At 73.7% G+C, this 23776-nt stretch carries 22 protein-coding genes; 12 read left to right on the top strand and 10 right to left on the bottom strand.

Features of this window, described 5'->3' with window-relative positions; all coding sequences use genetic code 11:
* Positions 1-40: 40 nt before the first annotated feature.
* A complete protein-coding gene (yczR, locus tag NDAS_RS07000) occupies positions 41-1507 on the bottom strand; it encodes a MocR-like transcription factor YczR (protein ID WP_013152447.1) in 1467 nt (488 codons plus the stop codon).
* Positions 1508-1772: 265 nt separating this feature from the next.
* Between yczR and yczE the strand changes: the two genes are divergently transcribed.
* Both yczE and NDAS_RS06990 read left to right on the top strand, forming a co-directional pair.
* On the top strand, positions 1773-2507 hold the full coding sequence (gene yczE / locus NDAS_RS06995) for a membrane protein YczE (protein WP_013152446.1): 735 nt from the start codon (positions 1773-1775) through the stop codon (positions 2505-2507).
* Between the two features lie 622 nt (positions 2508-3129).
* Positions 3130-4935 (top strand): glycoside hydrolase family 15 protein, encoded by a 1806-nt coding sequence (locus tag NDAS_RS06990; protein WP_013152445.1) that lies wholly within the window; start codon positions 3130-3132, stop codon positions 4933-4935.
* 263 nt (positions 4936-5198) lie between these two features.
* Here NDAS_RS06990 and NDAS_RS06985 read toward each other — a convergent pair whose 3' ends face one another.
* Positions 5199-5837, bottom strand: coding sequence for a TetR/AcrR family transcriptional regulator (locus NDAS_RS06985; protein WP_013152444.1), 639 nt, complete (start codon positions 5835-5837; stop codon positions 5199-5201).
* 102 nt (positions 5838-5939) lie between these two features.
* Between NDAS_RS06985 and NDAS_RS06980 the strand changes: the two genes are divergently transcribed.
* From NDAS_RS06980 to NDAS_RS06970, 3 genes are all read left to right on the top strand, one after another.
* The gene (locus tag NDAS_RS06980; protein WP_013152443.1) at positions 5940-6986 is read left to right on the top strand and encodes a medium chain dehydrogenase/reductase family protein; all 1047 of its coding nucleotides are present in this window, start codon (positions 5940-5942) and stop codon (positions 6984-6986) included.
* Positions 6987-7160: 174 nt separating this feature from the next.
* On the top strand, positions 7161-7832 hold the full coding sequence (locus NDAS_RS06975; protein ID WP_071621807.1) for a uracil-DNA glycosylase: 672 nt from the start codon (positions 7161-7163) through the stop codon (positions 7830-7832).
* 135 nt (positions 7833-7967) lie between these two features.
* The gene (locus NDAS_RS06970) at positions 7968-11210 is read left to right on the top strand and encodes an NACHT domain-containing protein (RefSeq protein ID WP_013152441.1); all 3243 of its coding nucleotides are present in this window, start codon (positions 7968-7970) and stop codon (positions 11208-11210) included.
* Positions 11211-11273: 63 nt separating this feature from the next.
* Here the strand turns inward: NDAS_RS06970 and NDAS_RS06965 are convergent, their stop codons facing one another.
* Entirely contained in the window at positions 11274-12074 is an 801-nt protein-coding gene (locus NDAS_RS06965) for an SIR2 family NAD-dependent protein deacylase (RefSeq protein WP_013152440.1), read from the bottom strand.
* 219 nt (positions 12075-12293) lie between these two features.
* On the opposite strand from NDAS_RS06965, the gene NDAS_RS06960 reads away from it, so the two are divergent.
* Positions 12294-13178 (top strand): sulfotransferase family protein, encoded by an 885-nt coding sequence (locus NDAS_RS06960; RefSeq protein WP_019609068.1) that lies wholly within the window; start codon positions 12294-12296, stop codon positions 13176-13178.
* A 139-nt stretch (positions 13179-13317) separates the two neighbouring features.
* Here NDAS_RS06960 and NDAS_RS06955 read toward each other — a convergent pair whose 3' ends face one another.
* A complete protein-coding gene (locus NDAS_RS06955; protein WP_013152438.1) occupies positions 13318-13911 on the bottom strand; it encodes a TetR/AcrR family transcriptional regulator in 594 nt (197 codons plus the stop codon).
* Between the two features lie 81 nt (positions 13912-13992).
* On the opposite strand from NDAS_RS06955, the gene NDAS_RS06950 reads away from it, so the two are divergent.
* Positions 13993-15099, top strand: coding sequence for a DMT family transporter (locus NDAS_RS06950; RefSeq protein WP_013152437.1), 1107 nt, complete (start codon positions 13993-13995; stop codon positions 15097-15099).
* Here the strand turns inward: NDAS_RS06950 and NDAS_RS06945 are convergent.
* Complete coding sequence (locus tag NDAS_RS06945; RefSeq protein ID WP_013152436.1) at positions 15047-15577, bottom strand: RidA family protein; 531 nt, start codon at positions 15575-15577, stop codon at positions 15047-15049. The two genes, NDAS_RS06950 and NDAS_RS06945, sit on opposite strands and share 53 nt — an antisense overlap.
* Before the next feature lie 88 nt (positions 15578-15665).
* Between NDAS_RS06945 and NDAS_RS28855 the strand changes: the two genes are divergently transcribed.
* A complete protein-coding gene (locus NDAS_RS28855; protein ID WP_167539491.1) occupies positions 15666-15827 on the top strand; it encodes a hypothetical protein in 162 nt (53 codons plus the stop codon).
* A 37-nt stretch (positions 15828-15864) separates the two neighbouring features.
* Here NDAS_RS28855 and NDAS_RS06935 read toward each other — a convergent pair whose 3' ends face one another.
* The gene (locus NDAS_RS06935; protein ID WP_041552498.1) at positions 15865-16701 is read right to left on the bottom strand and encodes an aldo/keto reductase; all 837 of its coding nucleotides are present in this window, start codon (positions 16699-16701) and stop codon (positions 15865-15867) included.
* A gap of 394 nt (positions 16702-17095) precedes the next feature.
* On the opposite strand from NDAS_RS06935, the gene NDAS_RS06930 reads away from it, so the two are divergent.
* Positions 17096-18277, top strand: a complete 1182-nt coding sequence (locus NDAS_RS06930; RefSeq protein WP_013152433.1) for a PucR family transcriptional regulator — start codon at positions 17096-17098, stop codon at positions 18275-18277.
* Between the two features lie 16 nt (positions 18278-18293).
* On the opposite strand, the gene NDAS_RS06925 is transcribed toward NDAS_RS06930, so the two are convergent.
* Positions 18294-18728: a hypothetical protein gene (locus tag NDAS_RS06925; protein WP_013152432.1), complete on the bottom strand. Its 435-nt coding sequence runs from the start codon at positions 18726-18728 to the stop codon at positions 18294-18296.
* Positions 18729-18982: 254 nt separating this feature from the next.
* On the opposite strand from NDAS_RS06925, the gene NDAS_RS06920 reads away from it, so the two are divergent.
* Both NDAS_RS06920 and NDAS_RS06915 read left to right on the top strand, forming a co-directional pair.
* Positions 18983-19576: a Dps family protein gene (locus NDAS_RS06920; protein WP_013152431.1), complete on the top strand. Its 594-nt coding sequence runs from the start codon at positions 18983-18985 to the stop codon at positions 19574-19576.
* Between the two features lie 159 nt (positions 19577-19735).
* Positions 19736-20779, top strand: a complete 1044-nt coding sequence (locus tag NDAS_RS06915) for a pectinesterase family protein (protein WP_013152430.1) — start codon at positions 19736-19738, stop codon at positions 20777-20779.
* Between the two features lie 222 nt (positions 20780-21001).
* On the opposite strand, the gene NDAS_RS06910 is transcribed toward NDAS_RS06915, so the two are convergent.
* Positions 21002-21940: a MetQ/NlpA family ABC transporter substrate-binding protein gene (locus NDAS_RS06910; RefSeq protein WP_013152429.1), complete on the bottom strand. Its 939-nt coding sequence runs from the start codon at positions 21938-21940 to the stop codon at positions 21002-21004.
* 246 nt (positions 21941-22186) lie between these two features.
* Here NDAS_RS06910 and NDAS_RS06905 point away from each other — a divergent pair, with 246 nt between their 5' ends.
* Positions 22187-22693 (top strand): winged helix-turn-helix domain-containing protein, encoded by a 507-nt coding sequence (locus tag NDAS_RS06905; protein WP_041552496.1) that lies wholly within the window; start codon positions 22187-22189, stop codon positions 22691-22693.
* Positions 22694-22757: 64 nt separating this feature from the next.
* Here the strand turns inward: NDAS_RS06905 and NDAS_RS06900 are convergent, their stop codons facing one another.
* Together NDAS_RS06900 and NDAS_RS06895 are read right to left on the bottom strand one after the other, a co-directional pair.
* Positions 22758-23150 carry a rhodanese-like domain-containing protein gene (locus NDAS_RS06900; RefSeq protein ID WP_013152427.1) on the bottom strand — a complete coding sequence of 131 codons (393 nt, stop codon included), beginning with the start codon at positions 23148-23150 and terminating at the stop codon, positions 22758-22760.
* The gene (locus tag NDAS_RS06895) at positions 23147-23683 is read right to left on the bottom strand and encodes a cysteine dioxygenase (RefSeq protein WP_013152426.1); all 537 of its coding nucleotides are present in this window, start codon (positions 23681-23683) and stop codon (positions 23147-23149) included. Before NDAS_RS06895 ends, NDAS_RS06900 begins: the two co-directional genes overlap by 4 nt.
* Positions 23684-23776: the final 93 nt, after the last annotated feature.

Genomic DNA, 23776 nt, shown 5'->3' with positions numbered 1-23776 from the left:
GCAAGGGGACCTCGGTCCTTCCCCTCCCTTCGGCGTGCCCTCACACGTAGAGCTGTCCCCGGGGCTGCGCCGGGTGGACCAGGGTCTCGGTGTAGGCGGCGGCCAGGCGCTCCACGGCGTCCACGAGCACGTCCGGCGGCTGGGTGTAGGCCAGGCGCAGATAGCGCTCCAGGGTTCCGTCGGCGCCGAACACCGGCCCGGCGGCCGGGTGCACCCCGTGCCGGATCGCGGCCGTGGCCAGCGCGCTGGCCACCGGGTGGGGCAGGGTCGCCCACAGCACCAGCCCGCCCCCGGGCACGCTGGGCCGCCAGTCGGGGAGGCGCTCGCGCAGCGCGTGCAGCAGCGCGTCGCGGTTGCGGCGCAGCTGGCGGCTGCGCTCGGCCCGGATGCGCAGCACGTCGGAGAGCAGATGGGTGGCGGTGAGCTGGTCCAGCACCGCCCCGGCCAGGTCGAAGCGCTGGCGGGTGGCCATGAGCCGGGCCACCATCGGCGGTGTGGTGCGCACCCACCCCACCCGCAGTCCGCCCCACAGCAGCTTGGCCACCGACCCCACCGTCAGCACCCGGCCGTCGGTGTCGTGGGCGGCCACCGGCGCGGGCAGGTCGCCGGAGTCGATGGCCAGTTCGGCGACGGTCTCGTCGACGATCAGGTGGGTCCCCGCCCGGCGCGCCTCGCGCACCAGGACCCGGCGCTCCTCGTCGTCCATCAGGGCGCCGGTGGGGTTGTGGAAGTCGGGGATCAGGTAGGCCAGTCGGGGTTTCCACTGGCGGAACGCGTCGACCAGGTACTCCATGTCCCAGCCCTGCGGGGTCACCCCGACCGTGCGCACCCGCGCCCCGGCCCGCCGGATGGCGTCCAGCGCGTGCGGGTAGGTGGGCGACTCCACCAGGACCTCGTCGCCGGACTGCACGAGCATGTCCACGGCCAGCGCGACGCCCTGCTGGGCGCCGTTGGTGACGAAGATCTGCTCCGGGGTGGTGGGCAGCCCGCGCTCGACGTAGCGCCGGGCGATGGCGTGCCGCAGCTCGGGCAGCCCGTAGGGGTAGTAGCCGAGCCCTCCCACGTGCGCGGCGAGCTGTTCGGCGGCCCGGAACGCGGCGGCGCGCAGCCCCTCCACCGCCGGGGGCGCGGCCACCCCCAGGTCGATGTGCTCGGCGGTGGGGACGAAGGGCGAGGGCTCGCTGGTCGCGGAGTCGGGCAGGACGGTCCAGCTGCCCGCGCCCTGCCTGCTCTCCAGGAAGCGGTTGTCGCGCAGCCAGGCGTAGGCGGCGGTGACGGTGTTGCGGCTGACCCCGAGGGCGGCGGCGAGGTCGCGTTCGGCCGGGAGGCGGGTGTTGGTGGGCACGCGGCCGTCCAGGACCAGTCCGCTGACGGCGCGGGCGATGGCCAGGTAGAAGGGGCGCTCCACGGGCGCCTCGCCGATGAGGCGCGCCAGCAGGCGCCCGTTGATCCGCCGGGTGCCGCCCCCGGAACGCTCCGCCGCGCGGTGAGCGCCCTGTCTCGCCATGCCGTCCCCTGCCGCCGCGTTGAAAGGGCCAGTTACCTGGATTGGCTCTTCATTCCAGGCGCCGCATCCGCCACGATACCCAGGTGGCCCCCTTACTGGACCCGGGCCCGGCGGGGGAGCCAACGGGGACGGCGAACGGCGGCCGGTCGCCGCGTGTGCCCCGAACCCCGTCCGATCGCCGCCCCGGGCCGCCGCCACCGGCCCCGCGTGCCCGTGTTCCCGCGCGGGTTCTCATCCGATGATCCCAGGAAAGACAGGTGTTTCCGTGACCGCACAGCCCCGCCCCGCCCGTGACGCGGCCGCCGCTCTGCTGGGCCGGGTGCTGGTCACCCCCGCCCTGCCCCGGCCCCGGCTGCGCCGCCTGGCGCAGCTGTACGCGGGCCTGGTCCTCTACGGGCTGAGCGGCGCGCTGCTGGTGCACGCGGGGCTGGGCGCGATGCCCTGGGACGTGCTGCACCAGGGGTTGTCCCGACAGACGGGGCTGTCCATCGGCACGTGGAGCGTGCTGGTGGGCGCGATGCTGATGCTGCTGTGGATTCCGCTGCGCCAGAAGCCGGGTCTGGGCACGCTGAGCAACGTGGTCGTCGTGGGGATGACGGTGGACCTGTTCCTGTGGCTGCTGCCCGAGGCGGATTCGCTGGTGGTGCGGGTGCTGCTGCTGGGGCTCGGGGTGGTGGTGTGCGCGGTCGCGACCGGGTGCTACATCGGCGCCCAACTGGGGCCGGGTCCCCGGGACGGGCTGATGACCGGCCTGGCGGGCCGGGGGTGGTCGGTGCGCCTGGCCAGGACCGTGATCGAGGTGACCGTCGTGGTCACCGGCTTCCTCCTGGGCGGGACCGTGGGGGTGGGCACTCTGGTGTTCGCGGTGGCGATCGGGCCGCTGGCCCAGGTCTTCCTGCCCCTGATGCGCGTGCCCGATCCGGTCGCCGGGCGGTCCGGTCCCCGCCGGTCCCGGGGAGCCGAGCGCGGGAGTGCGCCGGGGCCCGTGCACCCGGAGTGAGCCGTCCCGGAGCGAACCCGTGCGGAGGGGCGTCGGCACCGAGCGGTACCGCCACGCGTACGGCCGCGGACGCGGCCGCTCGTGGCGGACTCCCGGCGCACGGGGCGCCCTGTGCGCGGCGGGCGCCCCGTATCGCCGCGGGTGCTCGGCTCCGGAGGCCCGGCGGGGTTGCGGACGCGCCGAGTACGCCCATTCCGGCTGGCCTTGGCCTTCCCGTCACCGGATCTTGATCACCGCGTCATAACTTCTGGTCCAACAAACTCCCCCATTCCGCCACATACTTCGCTGCACCTGCCGGTGCACGTGCAACTGCGGGTGGCGCCCCTCCGGAGGAGGGGGGAAGATGGGGACCGCGGTGAACGGAAAGGACCGTGTTCGGGACGGTTCCTGGGCACCGGCCTTTTCGGCTGCCTCCACCTGGGCACATTACCGGGTGGAAGGCGAGCGGCGGCTGGTGCGGAGGCGGAACGTGGCCCGAACGGCGCCTGGCGGCGGTGCCGCCCCCCATGGCGGGCAGGAGACGGGACCCCGGCGGGACGCGCACACGGGTGCGCGCGCGGGCGGCCGTCGCAGGGCACCGCGCACCCCACGAGGCGCCGACCGCAGAGACCATGACGACCTGATGGGGGTGAGCCGCGTGCCAGGCTGGATCGAGGACTACGCAATGATCGGCGACATGCAGACCGCCGCGCTGGTCGGGCGCGACGGGTCCATCGACTGGGCGTGCCTTCCCGACTTCGACTCCTCGGCCTGTTTCGCCGCGCTGCTGGGCGACGAGCAGAACGGCTGCTGGACCCTGCGCCCCGCCGAGGGCGAACCGCGCGCCACCCGCCGCCGCTACCGGGGCGACACGCTCATCCTGGAGTCGGAGTGGGACACCCCCTCCGGGTCGGTCCGGGTCATCGACTTCATGCCGCCGCGCGGCGGCGCCCCGCACATCGTGCGCATCGTCGAGGGGCTGAGCGGCTCCGTGCGCATGGAGACGACCATGCGCATCCGCTTCGACTACGGCCACGTCGTGCCGTGGGTGCACCGGACCGGGGCCGAACTGGTGGCCATCGCCGGACCCGACGCCATCTGGCTCAGCACCCCCATCTCCCTCCAGGGCCACAACTTCACCCACGACGCCACCTTCACCGTCACCGCGGGCCAGCGGGTGCCCTTCGTGATGACCTGGCACCCCTCCCAGGTGGAGGAGTCCGACCACCTGGACGCGGAGAAGGCGCTCTCGCGCACCGAGCGCTTCTGGGAGAAGTGGGTCAACCAGTGCACCTACGAGGGCCCCTACCGCGAGGCGGTGATCCGCTCCCTCATCGTGCTCAAGGCCCTGACCTACCGCCCCACCGGCGGGATCGTCGCCGCCCCCACCACCTCCCTGCCCGAGGAGATCGGCGGGGTGCGCAACTGGGACTACCGCTACTGCTGGCTGCGCGACGCCACCATCACGCTGGAGGCGATGATCCGCTCCGGCTACAAGGACGAGGCGCTGGCCTGGCGCGAGTGGCTGGTGCGGGCGATCGCGGGCGAACCCCAGCTCATGCAGATCATGTACGGCATCCGGGGCGAGCGCAGACTCACCGAGTGGGAGGCCGAGTGGCTGCCGGGCTACGAGGCCTCCCGTCCGGTCCGGATCGGCAACGCCGCCGTGGGCCAGTACCAGCTCGACGTCTACGGCGAGGTCATGGACGTGCTGCACCTGGCCCGCCGCCACAACATCCGCGGCGGCGACTACCTGTGGGGCCTCCAGCGCTCGCTGGTCAACTACCTGGAGTGGTGCTGGGACGAGCCGGACGAGGGCCTGTGGGAGGTGCGCGGGCCCCGCCAGCACTTCGTGCACTCCAAGGTGATGGCCTGGGTGGCGGCCGACCGCGCGGTGCGCAGCATCGAGGAGTTCGGCAAGGAGGGGCCCATCGAACGCTGGAGGGCCCTGCGCGACACCATCCACGCCGAGGTGTGCGAGTACGGCTACGACCCCCAGCGCAACACGTTCACCCAGTACTACGGCAGCAAGGAGCTGGACGCGGCGCTCCTGCTGATCCCCGAGGTGGGTTTCCTGCCCTACGACGACCCGCGCGTGGTCGGCACCATCGAGGCGGTGCGCAAGGACCTGATGGTGGACGGGTTCGTGCTGCGCTACCGCACCGACCTGGACGACTCCGCCGACCAGCTGCCCGGCAACGAGGGCGCGTTCCTGGCGTGCAGCTTCTGGATGGCCAACGCGCTGCTGTCGATCGGCCGCCAGGACGAGGCCCGCGAGCTGTTCGAGCGGCTGCTGTCCCTGCGCAACGACGTGGGCCTGCTGGCCGAGGAGTGGGACCCGCGCGAGAACCGCCAGGTCGGCAACTTCCCCCAGGCGTTCAGCCACGTGCCGCTGGTGACCACCGCGCTCAACCTGTCCACCCGCCAGGGGGGATGGCGCGCCGAGTAGGCCGCGCCGCCCGGCCGCCCCCGCACCGATCCGTCTCCCCCGCCCCCTCCCCCGCCCGCTTTCCGTCCCCCACCGGAGCGGGCGTGCACCAGAGCGGACGCGCGCCCCCGCGCCCCGGCCCCGAGTCCCCGGGACCGGGGCGCGGGGCGTCGCCGTGTCCGGGACACGGCCGTGGTCGCCTGACGCCCATGCTGGGCGACCGCAGGGCGCACCGGACGTGGGAGCGGCTCCGCCAGGTCAGGGCTCCGAAGCGGCGCGGGGGCTCAGTCCCGGCGGAGGCGGGCCAGCGCCGGGATCATCCGCTCGCCGATGTCCTCCGGGCCGGGGAAGACCCGGGTCACGGCGCGCTGGTGGGCGAGCCCGTGCAGGCCCAGCCACAGCCCGACCGCGTCGGCCCCGGGGTCGGTGCTGGTGGAGATCCCGGCCTCGACGCAGGCGGCGAGCGCCTCGCCGAGGACGCGCAGGCTCGCGTCCCCGAGGCTGACGAGGTCCTGCTCGGTCACCGACGAGTCCCCGAGCGTGGGCATCCACAGGCCGCCGAACATGGTGCGGTACCGCTCGGGGCGTGAGCGGGCGAAGCCGAGGTAGGCGTGGCACGCGGCGTACAGGCGTGCGCGGGGGTCGCCGCCCGCCCGGGCCACCGCCGCGTTCAGCGCCTCCTCCAGCTCGTCGAAGGCACGGCGGACCACGGCCAGCATGATGGCGGGCTGGTCCGCGAAGTGCGGGTAGATCGACGGCGCCGCGATCCCGACGCGGCGCGCGAGGGACCGCAGGGTGATGGCGCGCTCGTCCCCCGTCTCGTCGAGCATCTCCACCGCGGCGTCGACGATCTCCTCGCGCAGGCGACCGCCCTGGCCCCGGCGGTTACGGGTGCGCGGCGCGGAGGCTTCCTTCGTGTCCATGGTGTCACCTTACGGCTGGAAGTCGTCGGGCCCGTCTTGCACCCTTGAGTTTACGCATGTAAGTTTACGAGCGTTAGCAAGACTGTTCCGACAGGAGGCCCCATGAACGCCGTCGCCGCCACCACCGCCACCCAGGTCCTGCTGCCCGGCCGAGTCGAACCCTCCGGCCTCCAGGTTCGGCCCCGAGCACTGTCCGCTCCCGGAGCCGGACACGTCCTGCTGCGCATGGAGGCGACCGGGGTATCGTTCGCCGAGCAGCAGATGCGCCGGGGCAAGTACTTCGACCAGCCCCCGTTCCCGTTCGTCCCGGGCTACGACGTCGTCGGCACCGTCGAGGCCGCCGGTCCGGGCGTGAACGCCTCCCTCGTCGGGCGCCGCTTCGCCGCCGTCACCAAGACCGGCGCCTGGGCCAGCCACCTGGTCCTGGACGCACGCGATCTCGTGGCGGTGCCGGAGGGGACGGACCCGGCGCAGGTCGAGACGCTGCTCGTCAACGGCATCACCGCCTGGCAGATGCTGCACCGCACGGCCCGCGTGCGACGGGGCGGCACCGTCGTCGTACTGGGCGCCAACGGCGGCGTGGGCACGGTCCTGGTCCAGCTCGCCCTGCACGCCGGGATCACCGTGATCGGCACGGCCGCGCCGCGCCACCACGAGGCCGTGCGCGCGCTCGGCGCGACCCCCGTCGACTACCGCGACCCGCACGTGTACGACAGGATCCGGGACCTGGCGCCCGAGGGCGTGGACGCGGTGTTCGACCACGTCGGCGGCGGGAACCTGGTCCGGTCGTGGCGCCTGCTGCGGCGCGGCGGCACACTCGTCTCCTACGGCACGGCGTCGACGAAGGACGTCGAGGGCGACTCCCGGCTGCCCGTGCTCGCGCTCTTCGGCCGGCTCCTGGTGTGGAACGCCCTGCCCAACGGCCGGAGCGCCCACTTCTACAACTTCTGGGCCGGACGCGCCCGCCGCGCCGACGCCTTCCGCGCCCGGCTGCGCGAGGACCTGACCGAGGTGCTGCGGCTGCTCGCCGACGGGGTCCTGACACCGCAGGTGGCCGCCCGCGTCCCGCTCTCGGAGGCCTCCCGCGCGCTGGCCCTCGCCGAGTCCCGCACGGTCGTCGGGAAGGTCGTGCTCGTCCCCGACGCGTGAGGCCAGCGCGCTCCGGACCTCCCCGCCACCCGCGCCACCGTGTGGGCGAACGACCGGCCGGGTGGACGAGACCGGCTCCCGGCTCCGCGTCCTCGGGTGAGAAAGCGCGCTCCCGGGAACGGGGCGGGCCCGAAGCGGACGTGGATGTCGCCCGCTGCCGCTAGTGTTCTGGCCATGCCGAAGGACCTGAAAGAAATCATGGACAGCGGTTGGGCCGAGGCCCTGGAGCCGGTCGCGCCGCAGATCGCCGCGATGGGCGACTTCCTGCGCCAGGAGGTCGCGGAGGGCCGCACCTACCTCCCCGCCGGTGAGAACGTCCTGCGCGCCTTCAAGCAGCCCTTCGAGGACGTGCGCGTGCTCATCGTGGGCCAGGACCCCTACCCGACCCCGGGCAACGCGGTGGGTCTGAGCTTCTCGGTCGCCCCGGACGTGCGCCTGCCCGCGAGCCTGCGCAACATCTACAAGGAGATGGTCGACGACCTGGGCGTGCCCATGCCCTCCAACGGCGACCTGACCCCGTGGACCCGGCAGGGCGTGCTGCTGCTCAACAGGGTGCTGTCGGTGGAGCCGGGCAAGGCCGGTTCGCACCGGGGCAAGGGCTGGGAGGCCGTCACCGAGCAGGCCATCCGGGCGCTCGCCGAGCGCGACAAGCCGCTGGTGGCGATCCTGTGGGGGCGCGACGCCCGCAACCTGCGCCCGCTGATGCCGGGCGTGCCGTGCGTGGAGTCCGCGCACCCGAGCCCGCTGTCGGCACGGAACGGGTTCTTCGGCTCGAAGCCGTTCAGCCGCGCCAACGAGATGCTCAAGGAGCAGAACTCCGACCTGGTGAACTGGGAGCTGCCCTAGCGGATCCCACCACGGGACCGCTCTCGTTCCCCCTCACCCCCGAAACCCATGCTGACCTGCGGACTCGGCACCACCCCCGGTGCCGGGTCCGACCGTGTTCCCCCCACCTCCCTCGAAGCCGGAAGAGGCACCCCGATGGCGAAACGGCTCACCTACGCGGACGCGCTCAAGGTCCTCGGCCAGAACGACTCGGAGGTGATGAACCTCGCCGAGAAACTCGCGGACGGCGGGCTGGGGCTGGTGGGGGTGCCCGACCTCTTCGGCCTGCGCGGTTTCCTGGTGAGCAAGGGCCGCCAGGCCATCGAGGGCATCCGGGACAAGATCAGCGGTGAGAGCCGCCTGTCCCGGACGGAGAAGATCGAGGCGGCCCACAAGGTACTGGTCGTCATCTCGTTCTTCGAGGCGGTGGAGGAGTGCCTCGACAGGGCCGAAGCTCCCTTCTCCCTGGACGCGCTCAGGCTCGGCGACGCCGCACCGTTCACGTCCTTCGACTCGGCCCTCCAGGACCTGGGGGCGCTCCCCGCCCCCGCCGACGTGCACACCGAGGACGTGGAACCCTACGAGATCCTCCAGGTCTTCCACCTCCTCACGGGCAGCTTCAGCGACATCCTGGTGGGCCACCCCGAGGCCGTCGCACACGCTGTGGACCACGACCACCCCCTCATGGCACGGCTGATCGACGAGGTCCCCGAGGACGCCGCCCGGCGGCTCACCGAGTACCTGCGCCAGCTCGCCGCCGAGGTCCCCGAGTTCGGCATGTGGGTGCACCTCTACGAGCACGACCACACCCGCCAGGTCCTCGCCCACGGGTTCGGGGAGCTGGGCAGACTGCTGGAGCTGGCGGGCTCCGGCCGACCGGTGGACCAGCGCAGGCGGGAACTCGCCGCCTCCTACCGGGCGGTGCTGCGCCAGCCCGTGCTGCGCTCGGACGAGGCGTCGTCGGGGCTGGTCCTGCCCGCCCTGGAGGACGCCTACGTGCCGCCGTGCGGCCGTGTGCTGAGGGCCGACACCAACGGCTCCCCCTCCACGGAGGAGGCGTGGCAGGAGGCCGCACTCGTGGACGACCTCCGGCGCTTCTTCGCGCTGCACCTGATCCATGCGGACTCCGTCGAGACCCCCACGGTCGTCCTGGGCCACCCGGGCGCGGGCAAGTCCAAGTTCACCGAGATGCTCGCGGCCCACCTGCCCGCCGCCGACTTCCTCCCCATCCGGGTGGAGCTTCGCTCGGTCCAGCCGAACGCGCCCATCCACGCGCAGATCGAGGAAGGACTCGCCGAGACGCTCCACACCCGCGTGTCCTGGCGCGAACTCGCCGAGTCGGCGGACGGCGCGCTGCCCGTCATCATCCTGGACGGCTTCGACGAACTCCTCCAGGCGACCGGTGTGGACCGCTCCGACTACCTGGAGCGGGTGGAGGAGTTCCAGCACAAGCAGGAGGCTCTGGGGCAGCCCGTGGCGGTCATCGTCACCAGCCGCACGGTCGTGGCGGACCGGACGCGCTTCCCCCTGGGCACCACCGTGGTCCGGCTGGAACCCTTCACCGAGGCCCAGATCGGACAGATGGTCCGGGTGTGGAACGAGGCGAACGCGCGGGCCCTGGCCTCCCGGGGCCTCGAACCGCTGTCCGTCGACTCCCTCCTGCCCTACCGCGAACTGGCCGAGCAGCCCCTGCTGCTGCTCATGCTGCTCATCTACGACGCCGGGGACAACGGTCTGCGGCGCGCCTCGCACGCCCTGTCCCACGGGGAGCTGTACGAACGGCTGCTGACGATGTTCGCCAGGCGCGAGGTGGACAAGCACCACTCCGGTCTGGGCAGGAACGACTTCGACGACGCGGTCGAGGAGGAGCTGCGCCGTCTGGAGATCGCCGCGCTGGCGATGTTCACCCGGCGCAAGCAGAGTGTGAGCGCCGACGAGCTGGACCGGGACCTCGCGGTCCTCATGCCCGACGCCGCGGTGCGCGCGGCCGAGACCGACCTGCACGGGCGGATCGACCCCGCCCACCAGGTGCTGGGCAGGTTCTTCTTCGTCCACGAGTCCCGGGCCAGGCGCGGCGAGGGCACCGCGAGCGTGTTCGAGTTCCTGCACGCCACCTTCGGCGAGTACCTGGTGGCCAGGGCGGTGATCGTCGCCCTGGACGAGCTGGACGCCTCACGCGCGCGCTCCTCACGGCGCCGGGCGCGGAGTACGCGTCCCGACGACGGCGAGCTGTACGCCCTGTCCTCCTTCGCCAGCTACGCGGGCAGGGAGAAGGTCGTGGACTTCCTCTCCGAACTCCTGGAACGGCGGTTCACCGAGGAGCCGGAGGCCCGCGAGGACTACGCGCGGCTGCTCGTGGAGCTGTTCCAGGAGGCGCCCTTCCCCGCCCCCAACCGCTCGTACGGTGCCTACGAGCCCACGCGGCTGCCGGTGACCCAGCGCGAGGCCAACTACACCAGCAACCTCATGATCCTGCTGTGCCTGGTGCGGGAGGAGCCGGTGGACGCGCGCGAGCTCTTCCCGGAGGCGCACGAGCCCGACCAGACCCTCCAGGGCACCACCACGATGTGGCGCACCCTGCCCGGCGCCGAGTGGTTCAGCATCGTGTCCGTGCTCCGCGTCCGCCACCTGGATGGCTGGGAGGCCGACGGCCCCGTGACGGTCATCGGCAGGGAGGACGGCGCACCGGTCAACGTCGGGGAGTGCATGGGGTTCGAACTGCGCAAGAACAACGACGCCGCGCCCTCCGTGACCGACCCCTACGGCATCTCCGTGTCCTACGACACGGTCGCCTCCCGTCTGCTCCGGTCGATGGCTATGCGCGTCAACGGCACGGCCGCGCGCTTCATGTTCGGGCTTCTGCCCTACCTGGGCCACGTGTCGGAGGACCTGGGCACCTGGTACTCGGACGTCCACTCCGAGGCGACGTGGACGGAGGCCCACGAGCTCATGCGGCTGCGGCTGGAGCCCGCCGCCGAAAACCCCGGGGAGCGCCTGCGCACCTACCGGCGCCTGCTCGCGCAGCGGGCCCTCGGACGCCTCGAACTGGTGGTGCTCAGGCAGGCGGCGGAGGACCTGGCCCTGGTGTCCGAGGCGTCCGCGTTCGCTACCGAACTCGTGGATGTCGTCAACCTCTACCTCAACGGTGTGCGGACGGTCGTGGTCGGGCCCCAGCTCCGGGAGGAGACGGTCGTCCCGGTCCTGCGGGTCCTGGCCCCGTACACGCACGAGGACGTCTTCGAGCGGGTCCTCGGACTCGCCCGGGCCTCGTGGGCGTCGGAACACGGCCCCCGTGCCGTCGGCGGTGTCGGGCGGATCGGAGAACAGGCCGCCGACACCGTCCCCGGGCTGCGCCGAACGCCTTCCCCGACGGGCCGGTACAGCAGCAGCGGGGGCTGAGCGCGCCGCCCCGGCAACCGGCCGTGCCGGAACCCGGCACGGCCGAGACGGTCTTCGCCGCCCCTACCCTGCCGCGCGCACCCGCTCCACCAGGGCGGGGAGCGCCGTGCCGATGGGGTCGCGGACCACGGCGCCGGCGAAGTCGTCGTAGGGCGTGGGCTCGGCGTTGACGACCACCAGGCTGGCCCGCGCCATCATGGCCACGTCGCACAGCCCCGCCACCGGGTGGACCGTCAGCGACGTGCCCACGGCCAGGAACACGTCGCACTCGCGGGCGGCCCGGCTGGCCGCGTCGACGACGTCCGCGTCGAGCCGCTGCCCGAAGGAGATGGTGTCGGACTTCTGGATGCCGCCGCACTCCGGGCAGCGGGGGTCGGACTCCTCGTCCAGTCGCGCCAGCACCGTCTCGCTCGGCGTGCGCAGGCCGCACGCCATGCACACCACCCGCAGCATGGTGCCGTGCACCTCGATGACCGCGTCCTCGGACGTCCCGCCCCGCTGGTGCAGGCCGTCGATGTTCTGGGTGATCAGGGCCCGCAGCCGCCCGGTGGCCTCCAGGTCGGCCAGGGCGCGGTGCGCGGCGTTGGGGCGGGCCCGCCACACCGGGTGGGTGCGGCGCTGGGCCCACACCCTGCGGCGCACGTCCGCGTCGCCCATGTAGATGTCGATGTCGGAGAGGGCCTGCGCGTCCGGGTCGGTGGTCCACACCCCGTGCGGTCCGCGGAAGTCGGGGATGCCGGAGTCGGTGGACACGCCCGCCCCGGTGAGGACCGTGACGCGTTCGGCGGACTCCAGGAGTTCGGCGGCCCGTTCGAACTCCCCTGGGTCGGAGAAGGGCGCTGATTCGGTGGTCGTCGAGGCCATACCCCCCATTCTTACGCGGGCGGGGCACCGTTCGCCCCACCGCGCCCGCCGCCGCGCACGGCGCGCCCCGCGACGCTCCGGCGCACCGCCCCGGGCCGCGGCGGTGCGCGGCGCCGGTCCGAACCGGAGCGTAATCTCGGGGGCACAGGAAGGGCACGGAGGCCACATCCCCTGCCGATGCACACGAGGTGGGCAAAGGGTGCGAAAATCGACACCGTCATGAAGCAGCCGTCCTACATCCTCGTGGTCAACGGGACCAAGGTCGAGCGCCCGGTGTTCGTCCTGGGCGCTCCCCACTCGGGAGTCGCCGAGGTCGCCCGTGCCCTGTCGCGCGTGCCCGGCCTGCACCTGGGCGCGGGCTCGTCGGGCGTGCTCAACGCCGTCTACGCCGTGGCCAGACGCCCCTCCCTCGCGTTGGAGAAGGTCGCCGGGACGGCGAGCCTGCTGCGCGAGGCCTACGCCGAGGCCTGGCAGCTCACGCCCCTGACCTGCCCGCGCTGTCCGGGGCCGTGGGCGCGCGTGCCCGCCAACGCCGCCGCCGAGCCGTGCGAGCACAGCGCGGAGGTGCGCCGCTACGGCGACGCCAGCCCCGACCTGCTGTTCTGCGCCACCGCCCTGCACGCGGCCTTCCCCGACGCCCTGTTCGTCCAGGTCATCCGGGACGGCCGCGACGTCATCGCGGACATGATGGAGGACGAGCGCTCGCTGGCCTGGCTCAAGCCGAGCTTCATGAAGCTCGACCACGAGTTCCCCAACCACTTCTTCGGCCTGGAGGAGGAGTCGGACCTGTCCGCGTTCACGGAGGGCTCCACCGCCGCCAAGTGCGCGATGCGCTGGCGCGGGGCGATCCGCATGTCGGCCCTGCTGCGCCGCTCCATCGGCGCCGAGCAGCTGATGACCCTGCGTTACGAGGACGTGCACGGCGGCGAGGTGGAGGCGGCCGAGCGGCTGCGGGAGTTCACCGGGGCGCGGGTGTCGGCCTCGGAGCTGCTGACCGCGGAGTCCTGGGGCGTGGGGTCGTGGCGCGAGCGCCTGACGCGCGACCAGTACGGCGACGTGCGCCAGGTGGCGGGCACGGAGCTGTCCCGGCTCGGCTACACCTGAGCCCCGGCGGGACCGGAGCGCGCCCGTCGCGGCCCCGGTCCCCTGTTCGCGGGCCCGGACGGGCTCCGGCCCCACCCCTCGGGCCCCGATCCCCGCTCCCCCGCCCGGAACGGCCGGACACGCCCCGGCTCCGGCGCCCTCAGTCCGCGCCGTGCACGGTCATCAGGGCGTCCGCCGCGGCGCGGGCGGTGCGCGCGGCGTCGGCGACCCCGGTGACGTTGCGGGCCACCACGGCGCCCTCGTGCAGCATGGCCAGCGCGTCGCCGAGCGCCCCGGGGTCCCTGGCGCCCGACCGCTCGGCGAGGTCGGTGTAGAGGCCGCGCAGCCACCGTTTCTGTTCCTCGGCGACGGCGCGGCCGGGGTGTTCGGGGTCGGAGAGCTCGGCGTAGGCGTTGACCATGGCGCAGCCGCGCGGGTTCTCCTCGCCCGTCCAGTCGTCCAGGGCGTCGAACGTGGCGGCCACCAGCTCCCTCGGGGTCCGGGCCCGCTCCAGGTAGCCGTCCAGGTACGCGCGCCAGCGGGCGTCGCGTGCGCGCAGGTAGTGGACGACGAGCTGCTGCTTGGAGCCGAAGCGGTCGTAGATGGTCTTCTTGGTGACCCCCGCCCGCTCGGCGACCAGCTCCATGCCCACGGTGTTGATCCCGCGGGTGTAGAACAGCTCGGTCGCCACGTCCAGGACGCGGCGCGCGGCCGGGGTCAGCGGTGTCGTCGCGGTACCGGGCACGGTGTCCACTCCCTCCCTCGCGCCCCGCCGCCGGGGCGCCTCGTTCGGACTACATTGTGAGTATACCGACCGGTGTGTTTACCTGCCCGCATGGAACACACCGAGACACGTCCCCGCCGCTCCGTACCGCCCCTCCTGCTCGCCGCCGGACTGGTGGTGATGTGGAGCTCCGGCTTCGTCGGCGCGGATCTGGGCACCCGGTACGCGCCCGCGACCACGTTGCTGGCCTGGCGTTTCCTGGTCGTGGCCGCCCTGCTGGCGGGGTGGTGGCTGTGGCGGGGCCCGCGGATGTCCCGGCGGGACCTGGCGGCGCACGCCGTGCTGGGCCTGCTGGCCCAGTCCGGGTACCTGTACGGGGTGTTCGCCGCCGCGCAGGCGGGCGTGGCCGCCGGGACGAGCGCGCTGGTGGCCGCCCTCCAGCCCCTGGTGGCGACCGCCCTGGCCGTCCCGCTGCTGGGCGAACGGGTGCGGCCGCGCCAGCTGGCGGGCCTCGCGCTGGGGCTGGGCGGGGTCGGCCTGGTGGTGGGCGCGGACCTGTTCCGGCCGGGCGCGGCGCCGTGGTGGGGCTACCTGCTGCCGTTCGGGGCGATGCTGTCCCTGGTGGCCGCGACCCTGCTGGAGCGCCGCGCGCGGCCCGGGGGCTCGGTGGTGCAGGCCCTGGCGGTGCAGTGCGCGGTGAGCGCGGTGCTGTTCACGGGGCTGGCCGCGGTCACCGGGACGCTGGCGCCGCCCGCCGACCCCGGGTTCTGGGCGGCGGTGGTGTGGGTGGTGGTGCTGTCCACCCTGGGCGGCTACGGCCTGTACTGGGCCGTCCTGGCCCGCTCGGGCGTGGCCCGGGTGTCGGCCCTGCTGTACCTGACCCCGCCCACCACGCTGGTGTGGTCGTGGCTGATGTTCGGCGATCCCGTGGGGCCAGCCGCCCTGGCGGGGATGGCGGTGTGCGCGGTGGCCGTGGTGCTGGTGAGCACCGGGGGAACCGGGAGCCGGGCCGCCCGGACGGACGCGAAGGCTACCGGCGCTCCCGACCGGGAACCGAAACGCACGGCCGGTTCCACCACGAGCACCCCCGACCGGCTACCGGGGCGACGGGCCGAGGCCGCCGCCGCTGCTCCCGCCCGGGCCCCGGAACGCGGCACCGGGGGCGCTACGGACACTCCCGGGCCGGAAGCGGACCGACCCCGTCCGAGGAGACGGTGACCCCGGGCCGTCCGGCCTCCTCGACCGGTCTCCACACCTGCTCCGCGCGCAGGGGTCCGCTCCCGGCCGCGTCGGGGACCACGGCGGTGCACGCCACCTCCACCACGGCGTCGGGGTCCAGGAGGTCCACCACCCCCAGGACCGTCGTCGGCGGGTGGAAGCGGCCCATGTGCCGCCGGTAGACCGCGCCCATGCTCTGGCCGTGGGCACGGTAGGCCGCCATGGACGTGGTGAAGACGCGCATGTCCACCACGTGGGCGGGCTCGGCTCCCGCAGCGCGCAGCGCCTCCACCGCGTTGGCGAGCGCGCGGTCGAACTGCTCCGCCAGGCCCTCCCCGACGATCCTGCCGTCGGGGCGGTGCGCGCGCTGCCCGCCGACGTGGACCACCCGCCCGGGGCTGACCACGAGCGCGTGGGAGGACCCCGTCGGCTCGGCGAGGGTGAGCGGGTTGACGATCTCGTGCGGTGTCCGGCCCATCGGCGGCCCCTCCTGCCCGTGTCGCGCCCGCCGACCGTCACGGACGGGCCCTTTGGGAACCCGCCGCACGTGCGGCTACGATGAGCGCATGTCGATCACTGTGCTGCTGTCCGCCCTCGCCCTCGTCGCCGTGCTGGGGGTCTTCGCCGCCATCTTCGTCGGCGGCGCCGTCTACGTCGGCCGCATGCGCCGCAACGGCACCGAGGCCGTCCTGGCCGGGGCCCGCAGGCACCGGGAGCTGCGCGGCTAGGAGGGCCCCTCCTAGCCCCGGCGGGCGGCGGGGAGGTTCAGGCGCCGTCGAAGTCGTCGGGGTCGGGGCCGAACCTGCTGTCGGTGTTGAGCCCGCTGATGCGGTCCATCTCCGCGCGGGAGAGCTCGAAGTCGAAGACCTGGAAGTTGGAGCGGATGCGCTCGGGGGTCACCGACTTGGGGATCACCACGTTGCCGAGCTGGATGTGCCAGCGCAGCAGCACCTGCGCGGGCGTGCGCCCGTGCGCCTCGGCGACCGCGACGACGGTCGGGTGGCCGAGCAGCTTGCCCTGCCCCAGGGGGCTCCACGCCTCGGTGACGATGCCGTGCTTGGCGTCGAAGGAGCGCATGTCCGCCTGGGTGAGCAGCGGGTGCAGCTCGATCTGGTTGACCATGGGCGTGATACCGCCCTCCTCCATGACCCGCTCCAGGTGCGGGCGCTGGAAGTTGGACACGCCGATGGCCCGGACGCGGCCCTCGGCGTAGAGGCGCTCCAGCGCCTTCCAGGTCGGCACGTACAGGTTCCGGCGGGGCATGGGCCAGTGCACGAGGTACAGGTCGACGGTGTCCAGGTTCAGGCGTCCCAGGCTGGCCTCGAAGGCGCGCAGGGTGGCGTCGTAGCCCTGGTCGGGGTTGGCCAGCTTGGTCGTCACGAACAGCTCGCCGCGCTCCAGGCCCGAGCGGCGCAGCGCCTCGCCCACCCCCTCCTCGTTGCCGTAGGCGGCCGCGGTGTCGATGCTGCGGTAGCCCGCCTCCAGCGCGGTGGAGACGGCCGCCACGACCTCCTCCTGGGACACCTGCCACACGCCGAAGCCCAGCTGCGGAATGCGCAGGCCATTACCCAGAGTGAGTTCTGGAACGGTCGTCTGCTGCATCTGTCTCATCCCCCGTCGGCTCCGAACGGTCTGCCTTGCTCTTCCAACATGCGGTCTTCCCCCTACCGCAGTCGCATACTGCCACGTCCGGGCGGGTCGCGGTCCCAGATGCGCCGTGGCTGTGCGGGCTTTTTACCGTTCACGCCCGGTGACAGCCGACGTGTGGGGACATCCCGGACACCGAGTTCTCCGCGCGGGCGGAGGGAGCCGCCGGTGGGAGCGGCACGGGGTTCCCCCGGTGCCGTCCTCCGCCCCGGCGGCGCCTCCCACTCGTCACTGTGTTCTCTCCTCTCTCCCCCTACCCCGGTGGGGCCGGTCCTGCCCGCACGCTCTTCCCTCCCCTGCGCACGAGGGCTTGCCGATAGGCTTCCCTGGCCGTTCTGGAGGTGGGGCGATGGGACACGAACAGCGTGCCCGGGTCGGCGCCGAGCTGGCGCGGGAGCGGGCCGGGCTGGTCGAGCGCATCGTCGCCGAGGTGCACGCCGAGGTCCCGGCCTACCGCGCGCTGCACGGGTCCCAGCTCACCGAGGTCCGGGCGATCACCGGGTGGCTGATGGGCCGCTCACTGGAGCTGTGGGCGGCCGGGGCGACGCGGCTGCCGCCGGAGGACGTGGAGCGGCTGCGCGGCATCGGCCGGTCCCGGGCGGCCGACGGGCGTTCGATCGGCGCGGTGGTGCGCGCGCACCGGGTGGGCTCGGCGGCGGCGGTGCGCCTGGTCGCCGAACTCGCCTCCGACCGGCTCGACGCCGCCGACGTGTTCGCCCTGGGCGAACTGTGGCTGACCTCGATCGACCAGATCTCCGAGAGCCTGTCCGCGGGCCACGCCGAGGCCGCGCGCCGCCTGGACGCGGACCTGGAGCGGGCCCGCCGGGCCTTCCTGGACGACCTGCTGATCGGACGGCAGGCCTCGCGCGGGGCCATCCGCGACCGGGCGCGGACCCTGGGCATCGCCCCGCCCGACCCGGCGGTGCTGGTGGTGGCCGAGGCCGACGGCGGCCCCTGCGACGGGGCGCCGCGGTCGGCCGCGCTCGCCGCCGGGATGGAACTGCTGGGCCTGGTGGAACCGGCGGGCGCCGACCCGCTGGTGACCACGCGCTCGGGACGCGTGGTGCTGCTGGTCCGCCCCGACGACGCCGACCGGGTGGCCGCCGTGCTCGGCGGACGCCCCTGGCGCGGGTGCGTGCTGGAGCCGCGCGCGCTGACGGACATGTCGGCCGCCTACCGGCTGGCCGACGGCGCCCTGGAGACCGCACCCGCGCACGCCTTCGACTCCCGGGGGCTGCTCGGGACCTCCGACGCGTGCGTGCTGGCACTGCTCAACGGCGGCCCGGTCGCCCCGGCCGCGGTCCGCCGCACGGTGCTGGGGCCGCTGCTGGCCGAGGGCAACGCCCACCTGCTGGAGACGCTGCGGGCCTACTTGCGCGAGGGCGCGGCGACCACGGCCGCGCAGGCGCTGCACGTGCACGCCCAGACGCTGCGCTACCGGCTGCGCCGGGTGCGGGAGCTGACCGGGCACGACCCGCACCGGCCCTGGCAGCGGTTCGTGCTGGAGACCGCCTGCGCGATCGCGCCCTGACCGGTTCCGGCGCGGATCAGGGCGCCGTGGACGGCCCGGTCCCCTCCGGTGGCGTCTGCTGGAGGACCTGGTCGCGGTACTCCCGGAAGGACTCCCATCCGCCGTCGCCGTCCTCGCACAGGAAGTCGCCGCTCGAGCAGTCGAGGGCGCGGCAGCCGAGCACCTGGGCCATGCGGAGGATGGCGGGCACGGCGTCGCCGCCGCGGACGTGGAGCATCACGGTCCTGACCGGATCCTCCGCGCCGATGTTGAGCTCCACGCTCCACCCCTGCTCCTCGTCCCGGAGGTGGCCCCAGGCCGGATCGGACAGGTCCGCCTCGGGGAAGGCCTCGCGCAGCGTCGCCAGGAGCCGCGGCAGCGGCGCGATGGACTCGGTCCCGAGGTCCTCGGGGAGGTCGTCGACGGACCTCGCTTCCGCGGGCGCCGACGTCAGCAGTACGTCCCAGCTCATGGGACTCCTCTCTCACGGGGATGCTCCGGCCGGACACTAGCGTCCGCCTGCGACGGTCCCGGTGCGCCGCGGCCCGGCACACCCCGCCCCGGCCCCGGCGGACCGCTCCGACCAGTGAAAGCACACGAAACTTACCCTCGGTTGGCGCGGGGTTAGACCCCCGGAAGCGGTGGGTAGCCGAGACTGGCAGGCGGAGCGCGGCCACCGTGCGCGCTCCCCGCGACACGAGTCACACCGACTGGAGGGGGACCAGAGTGACGACCGCAGAGCGCAAGACCGGAGCACCCAAGCCCAGGAGCAGCCAGCCGTGGCTGCACCAGAGCGGCGAGGAGATCCAGGAGTTCGGGACGGTCCGCCAGTTCCCGGTCGGGCTGTCCTACGACACCCGGATGTACTCGTGCCAGCGGCTCAACCAGGTGCTGTGCGACACGCGCATCCTGCACGACCTGTACAAGAAGCACCACTGGCTCATGCGCGGGCACACCTTCTACCAGCTGCACCTGCTGATGGACAAGCACGCCGGCGAGCAGACCGCGCTGATCGACGACCTGGCCGAGCGCGTGCAGACCCTCGGCGGGGTGGCGGTCGGCGACCCCCGGCACGTCGCGGAGATCACCAACATCCCGCGCCCGCCCAACGGCGCCGAGGAGGTGCCCGCGATGCTCTCCCGCCTGCTGGAGGCGCACGAGACGATCCTGGAGGACTGCCACGACGCCGCCGCGCGCACACAGGAGCTGGGGGACGACGGCACCAACGACCTGCTGGTGTCGGACGTGATCCGCACCAACGAGCTCCAGGCCTGGTTCGTGGCCGAGCACCTGGTGGACACCCCGCTGGTGCGCACCTAGACCCGGACACACGTGACGAGGGGCCCGGCGGTCGCGCCGGGCCCCTCGACGCGCTCGGGGGTTGACGGGGCGCGGCCGCGTCGGGGACAGTTCTGCAATCGGTTGCAGTACCGGCACCGCCCTTGGCGAAAGCGCTCACCCCAGGAGAGGGGCCTGCCCATGGTCCGCCGCAGTTCCCCCGCCGCCCCCGGAGCGGAGGGCCGGGTGATCACCGTGGCCGCCGACGGTTCCGGCGACCACACCGGGGTCCAGGCCGCGATCGACGCCGTGCCCGCGGGCGGCGACGAACGCGTCACCATCCGCGTCGGGGCGGGCGTCTACCGCGAGCCGGTGGTGGTTCCCGCGGACAAACCCGGGATCACCCTGCTCGGCGCGACCGGCGACCCCCGGGACGTGGTCCTCACCTACGACCGTGCGGCGGGCACCCCCGGGCCCGGCGGGGGCGTCCACGGCACGTCCGGCAGCGCCAGCGTCCTCATCTCCGGGGACGGCACGCACGCCCGCGACCTGACCTTCGCGAACTCCTGGCTGCGCGAGGAGCACCCCGGCGTCACCGGAACCCAGGCGGTCGCGCTGCGCGCCACCGGGGACCGGCTGGTCTTCGACAACGTGCGCTTCCTGGGCCACCAGGACACGCTGTACGCGGACTCGCCGGACGCGGACACCCCCGCGCGGCAGTACTACCGCGGCTGCTACGTCGAGGGCGACGTGGACTTCGTCTTCGGCCGGGCCACGGCCGTGTTCGACGGGTGCGTGTTCCACTCCCTGGGCCGGGGCAGCGACACCGACAACGGCTACGTGACCGCGCCGAGCACCCGGCCCGGCCGGGAGTTCGGCTTCCTGGTCACCCGCGGCCGCTTCACCGGTGACGCCCCCGCCGGGACCGTCTACCTGGGCCGCCCGTGGGTGCCCAGCTCGCATCCGGACGCCGAGCCGCGGGTGCTGGTGCGCGACTCCTGGATGGGCCGCCACTTCCGCGGGGAGGGCTGGATCGCGATGGCCTCCGGCCACGACTGGCGCCGGTTCCGGATGCTGGAGTACCGCAACTCCGGTCCCGGCGCGCTGGTCACCGCGGACCGACCGCAGATGGACCCGACCGAGGCCGCCCGGCACACCATTGAGGCCTACCTGGCCGGGGACGACGGGTGGAACCCGGCGCGGGAGCGCACGGGGCGCCCGGAGTCCGCCACCCGGGCACGCTGATCCGGTCCGCCGTGCGGGCGCGTCCGGGGTCGGGCTCCGCCTGATGGGCGCGTCGCGCGCCAGGGGGCTCCGGACTCGTTCCCGCCGCGCGACCCGTCCGGCCCCGACCTCCGGACACGGCGAAGGGCGGTGGAGCCGACCGCTCCACCGCCCTCGCGAACGGACGGGGTGTGCGGGCGGCGGTCCCTGCCGGGGCGCCGACCCGTACCTGTGAACCCCCGGCTACTCCTGGTCGGCCTCGGGGCTCTCGGTGGCGTCGTCGGCGCTGGCCTCGGGGCTCTCGGAGGCGTCGTCGCCGGCAGCGGTCTCGACGATGTCGCCCTCGGCGTCCACGGCCAGGACCACGCCCTGCCAGGACTCCTGGATGAACTCCAGGACCCGCTCGTCGTGCAGCAGCTCGGCGAGCAGCTGGATGCGCTCGTCCTCGGCGTTCTCGGCCAGGGTCACCAGGCCGTTGGCGTAGGACTCGACGTAGTCGTCGCCCTCGGGCTCCCAGGCCAGGACGTTGGACTGCTCGGGCAGATCGGTCTCGATGGCGTAGTTGCCGTTGACCACCGCGGCGTCCACGTCGGAGATCGAGCGGGGCAGCTGCGCGGCCTCCAGCGGGGTCACCGTGATGTCGCGCGGGTTGTCGACGATGTCCTTCTCGGTGGCGGACTCCCCGGCCTCGGGGTCGACGGTCACCAGGCCCTCGGCCTCCAGGATGCCCAGGGCGCGGGCGAGGTTGGCCGGGTCGTTGGGGACCGCGATCTCGGCGCCGTCGGGCAGGTCGTCGATGCTCTCGACGCTCTCGGAGTACAGGCCGAGCCGCTCGATGTGGACGTCGGTCAGGTAGGTGAGCTCGGCGTCGGGCCCGTTGGCCGTCCACTCGTTGAGGAAGGCGCGGTGCTGGAAGTAGTTGGCGTCCAGCTCTCCCTCGACCAGGGCGGTGTTGGGGACGTTGTAGTCGGAGATCTCCTCGATCTCCAGGTTCAGCCCGGCCTCCTCGGCGAGGTTCTCCTCGATGAAGGCGAGGATGTCGCCGTGCGGCACCGGGCTGACGCCCACCCGCAGCACGTCCCCCTCGCCGCCGGACTCGGCGGCCTGCTCGCTGGGCGCGCCGCAGGCGGCGAGCGCCAGGGTGAGGGCGGCTGCTCCGAGTGCGGCTGGAGTCGTGCGCATGGTGCGCTCCTTCGTGATCGTGGATGGAGGATCGCGGGGACGGGCCCCGCGGCGGCCGGTACGGGTGCCGGCGAGGGTGCGGCTCCGCGGACCGTGTGGGGTACCGCGGGGCTGATCAGAGCCTAATCCACCGAATTGGTAGGAATTATCACTTCTCGGACTCCGAGCACGTGGCATCGGCCACACGGATCATATTCCCTACTAAAGCGGTAGAAATTATAGGGTTATGCGCGCATCATGGGGAGCATGCCCAGCGCACACAGCCCTCTCGGCGCACCACCCGCCCCCGCACCGCCCCGGAACCCGCCGCCCACGGCCGGTGGACCCGGCTCCGAGCACTCGCTCCTCGGCGTGCTGCCGCTGCCCGGCGGCGACAGGTACATGCTGGTCTACGGCGTCGTCGTGGACGAGCCGCGCACACCCGACCGGCCGCCGCCCCGCGTTCGCGCCGGGCTGCTCGTGGACCGCGGCGCCCGCCGGGTCTGGTCGGGCGGCAGGGAGGTCGAGCTGACCTACCAGGAGTACGAGCTGCTGGACTGCCTGACCGCCTCGCCCGGACGCGCCATCCCCCGCGAGGAGCTGTTGGAGCGGGTGTGGAGCGCGCGGAGGGGACAGAGCTCGCGCACGATCGACGTGCACGTCCACCGGCTGCGCCGCAAGCTCGGCCCCGCCGGGGGCCTCATCACCACCGTGCGCAGGGTCGGCTACGTCTACGAGGGGCCTCCGGCGTCGGTGTCCGCCGTCGGGGCCTGAGAAGCCCGCGCGCGGCCCCGGGAGCGGGGCCGCGCGGAGGGCACCGGGTCGGGGTCCGGGGGTGTCAGCCGCCGAGCGCGGGCCCGGTGACGGGCAGCCCCCGGGCCCGCCAGGAGCGGTAGCCGCCGACCATGTCGGTGGCCCGGGTCAGGCCCAGCTCCTGGAGCTGGACGGCGGCCAGGCTGGAGGCGTAGCCCTCGTTGCAGAACAGCACGACGAGCCGGTCCGCGGAGTCGGCCTCGGGGATCCGGTCCGGGCTGGTGGGGTCGAGCCGCCACTCCAGCACGTTGCGGTCGATCACCAGCGCACCGGGGATCTCCCCCTCGGCCTCGCGGTTGACGGCGGGGCGGGTGTCGACCAGCAGGGCGCCCGCCCGCTGGGCCGCCAGCGCCTCGGCGGGCGAGAGCCGGTCCAGACGTGCGCGCCCGCTCTCCAGGAGCCGTTCGACGGCGCTCACCGGCGGCCTCCCCTGGCGGGCACGTCCTCCAGGACGGGGGCGTCCGGTTCGGGGTCGGTGGTCAGGACGCTCCGGGTGCGGCGCAGCGCCCCGTCGCCGCCGACCTCGTAGTAGTGCATGGCGGTCAGCGGCGGCGAGTAGGCGTGCACGCTCACGGCGGGCGAGTCGGAGGCGTTGACGACGTCGTGCACGTGGCCGAGCGGGAAGCGGCCTCCCCCGCCGTCGGGCAGGGCGCGCTCGCGCAGCCCGGCGTCCCAGTACCGCTCGACCAGGTCCCCGGCGACGACCGTGAGCGCGCCGAGCGAACCGGCGTGGTCGTGCAGGCGGGTGGACTGGTCGGGGGTCCAGGAGATCAGCCAGACGTCGGTGTGGTCGTCGGCGCGCAGCCGGACCGACCAGCGGTTCCGTGCGTCGAAGCGGACCTCGTGGAGCCCCTCCCGGACCTCCCGGGCGACCTCGGCGGTCAGCTCGGACAGGCGGTCCAGGGTGAGCGGGGTGGGCGCCGCGGCGGGCGCTGCTGCGGTGTCGGTCATGGCGTGGTCCTTCGGAAGGTCGTGAGCGGTCCTTGTCGGTCACACGGGCCGCTGACACCGCTCGTCGAAGACGGTCGCCCGCGGGTGCGGTGG

The sequence above is a fragment of the Nocardiopsis dassonvillei subsp. dassonvillei DSM 43111 genome (assembly GCF_000092985.1).
GTDB lineage: Bacteria > Actinomycetota > Actinomycetes > Streptosporangiales > Streptosporangiaceae > Nocardiopsis > Nocardiopsis dassonvillei.
The sequence above is the reverse complement of the archived record's forward strand: the minus strand, read 5'-3'. Positions and strand labels throughout refer to the sequence as shown.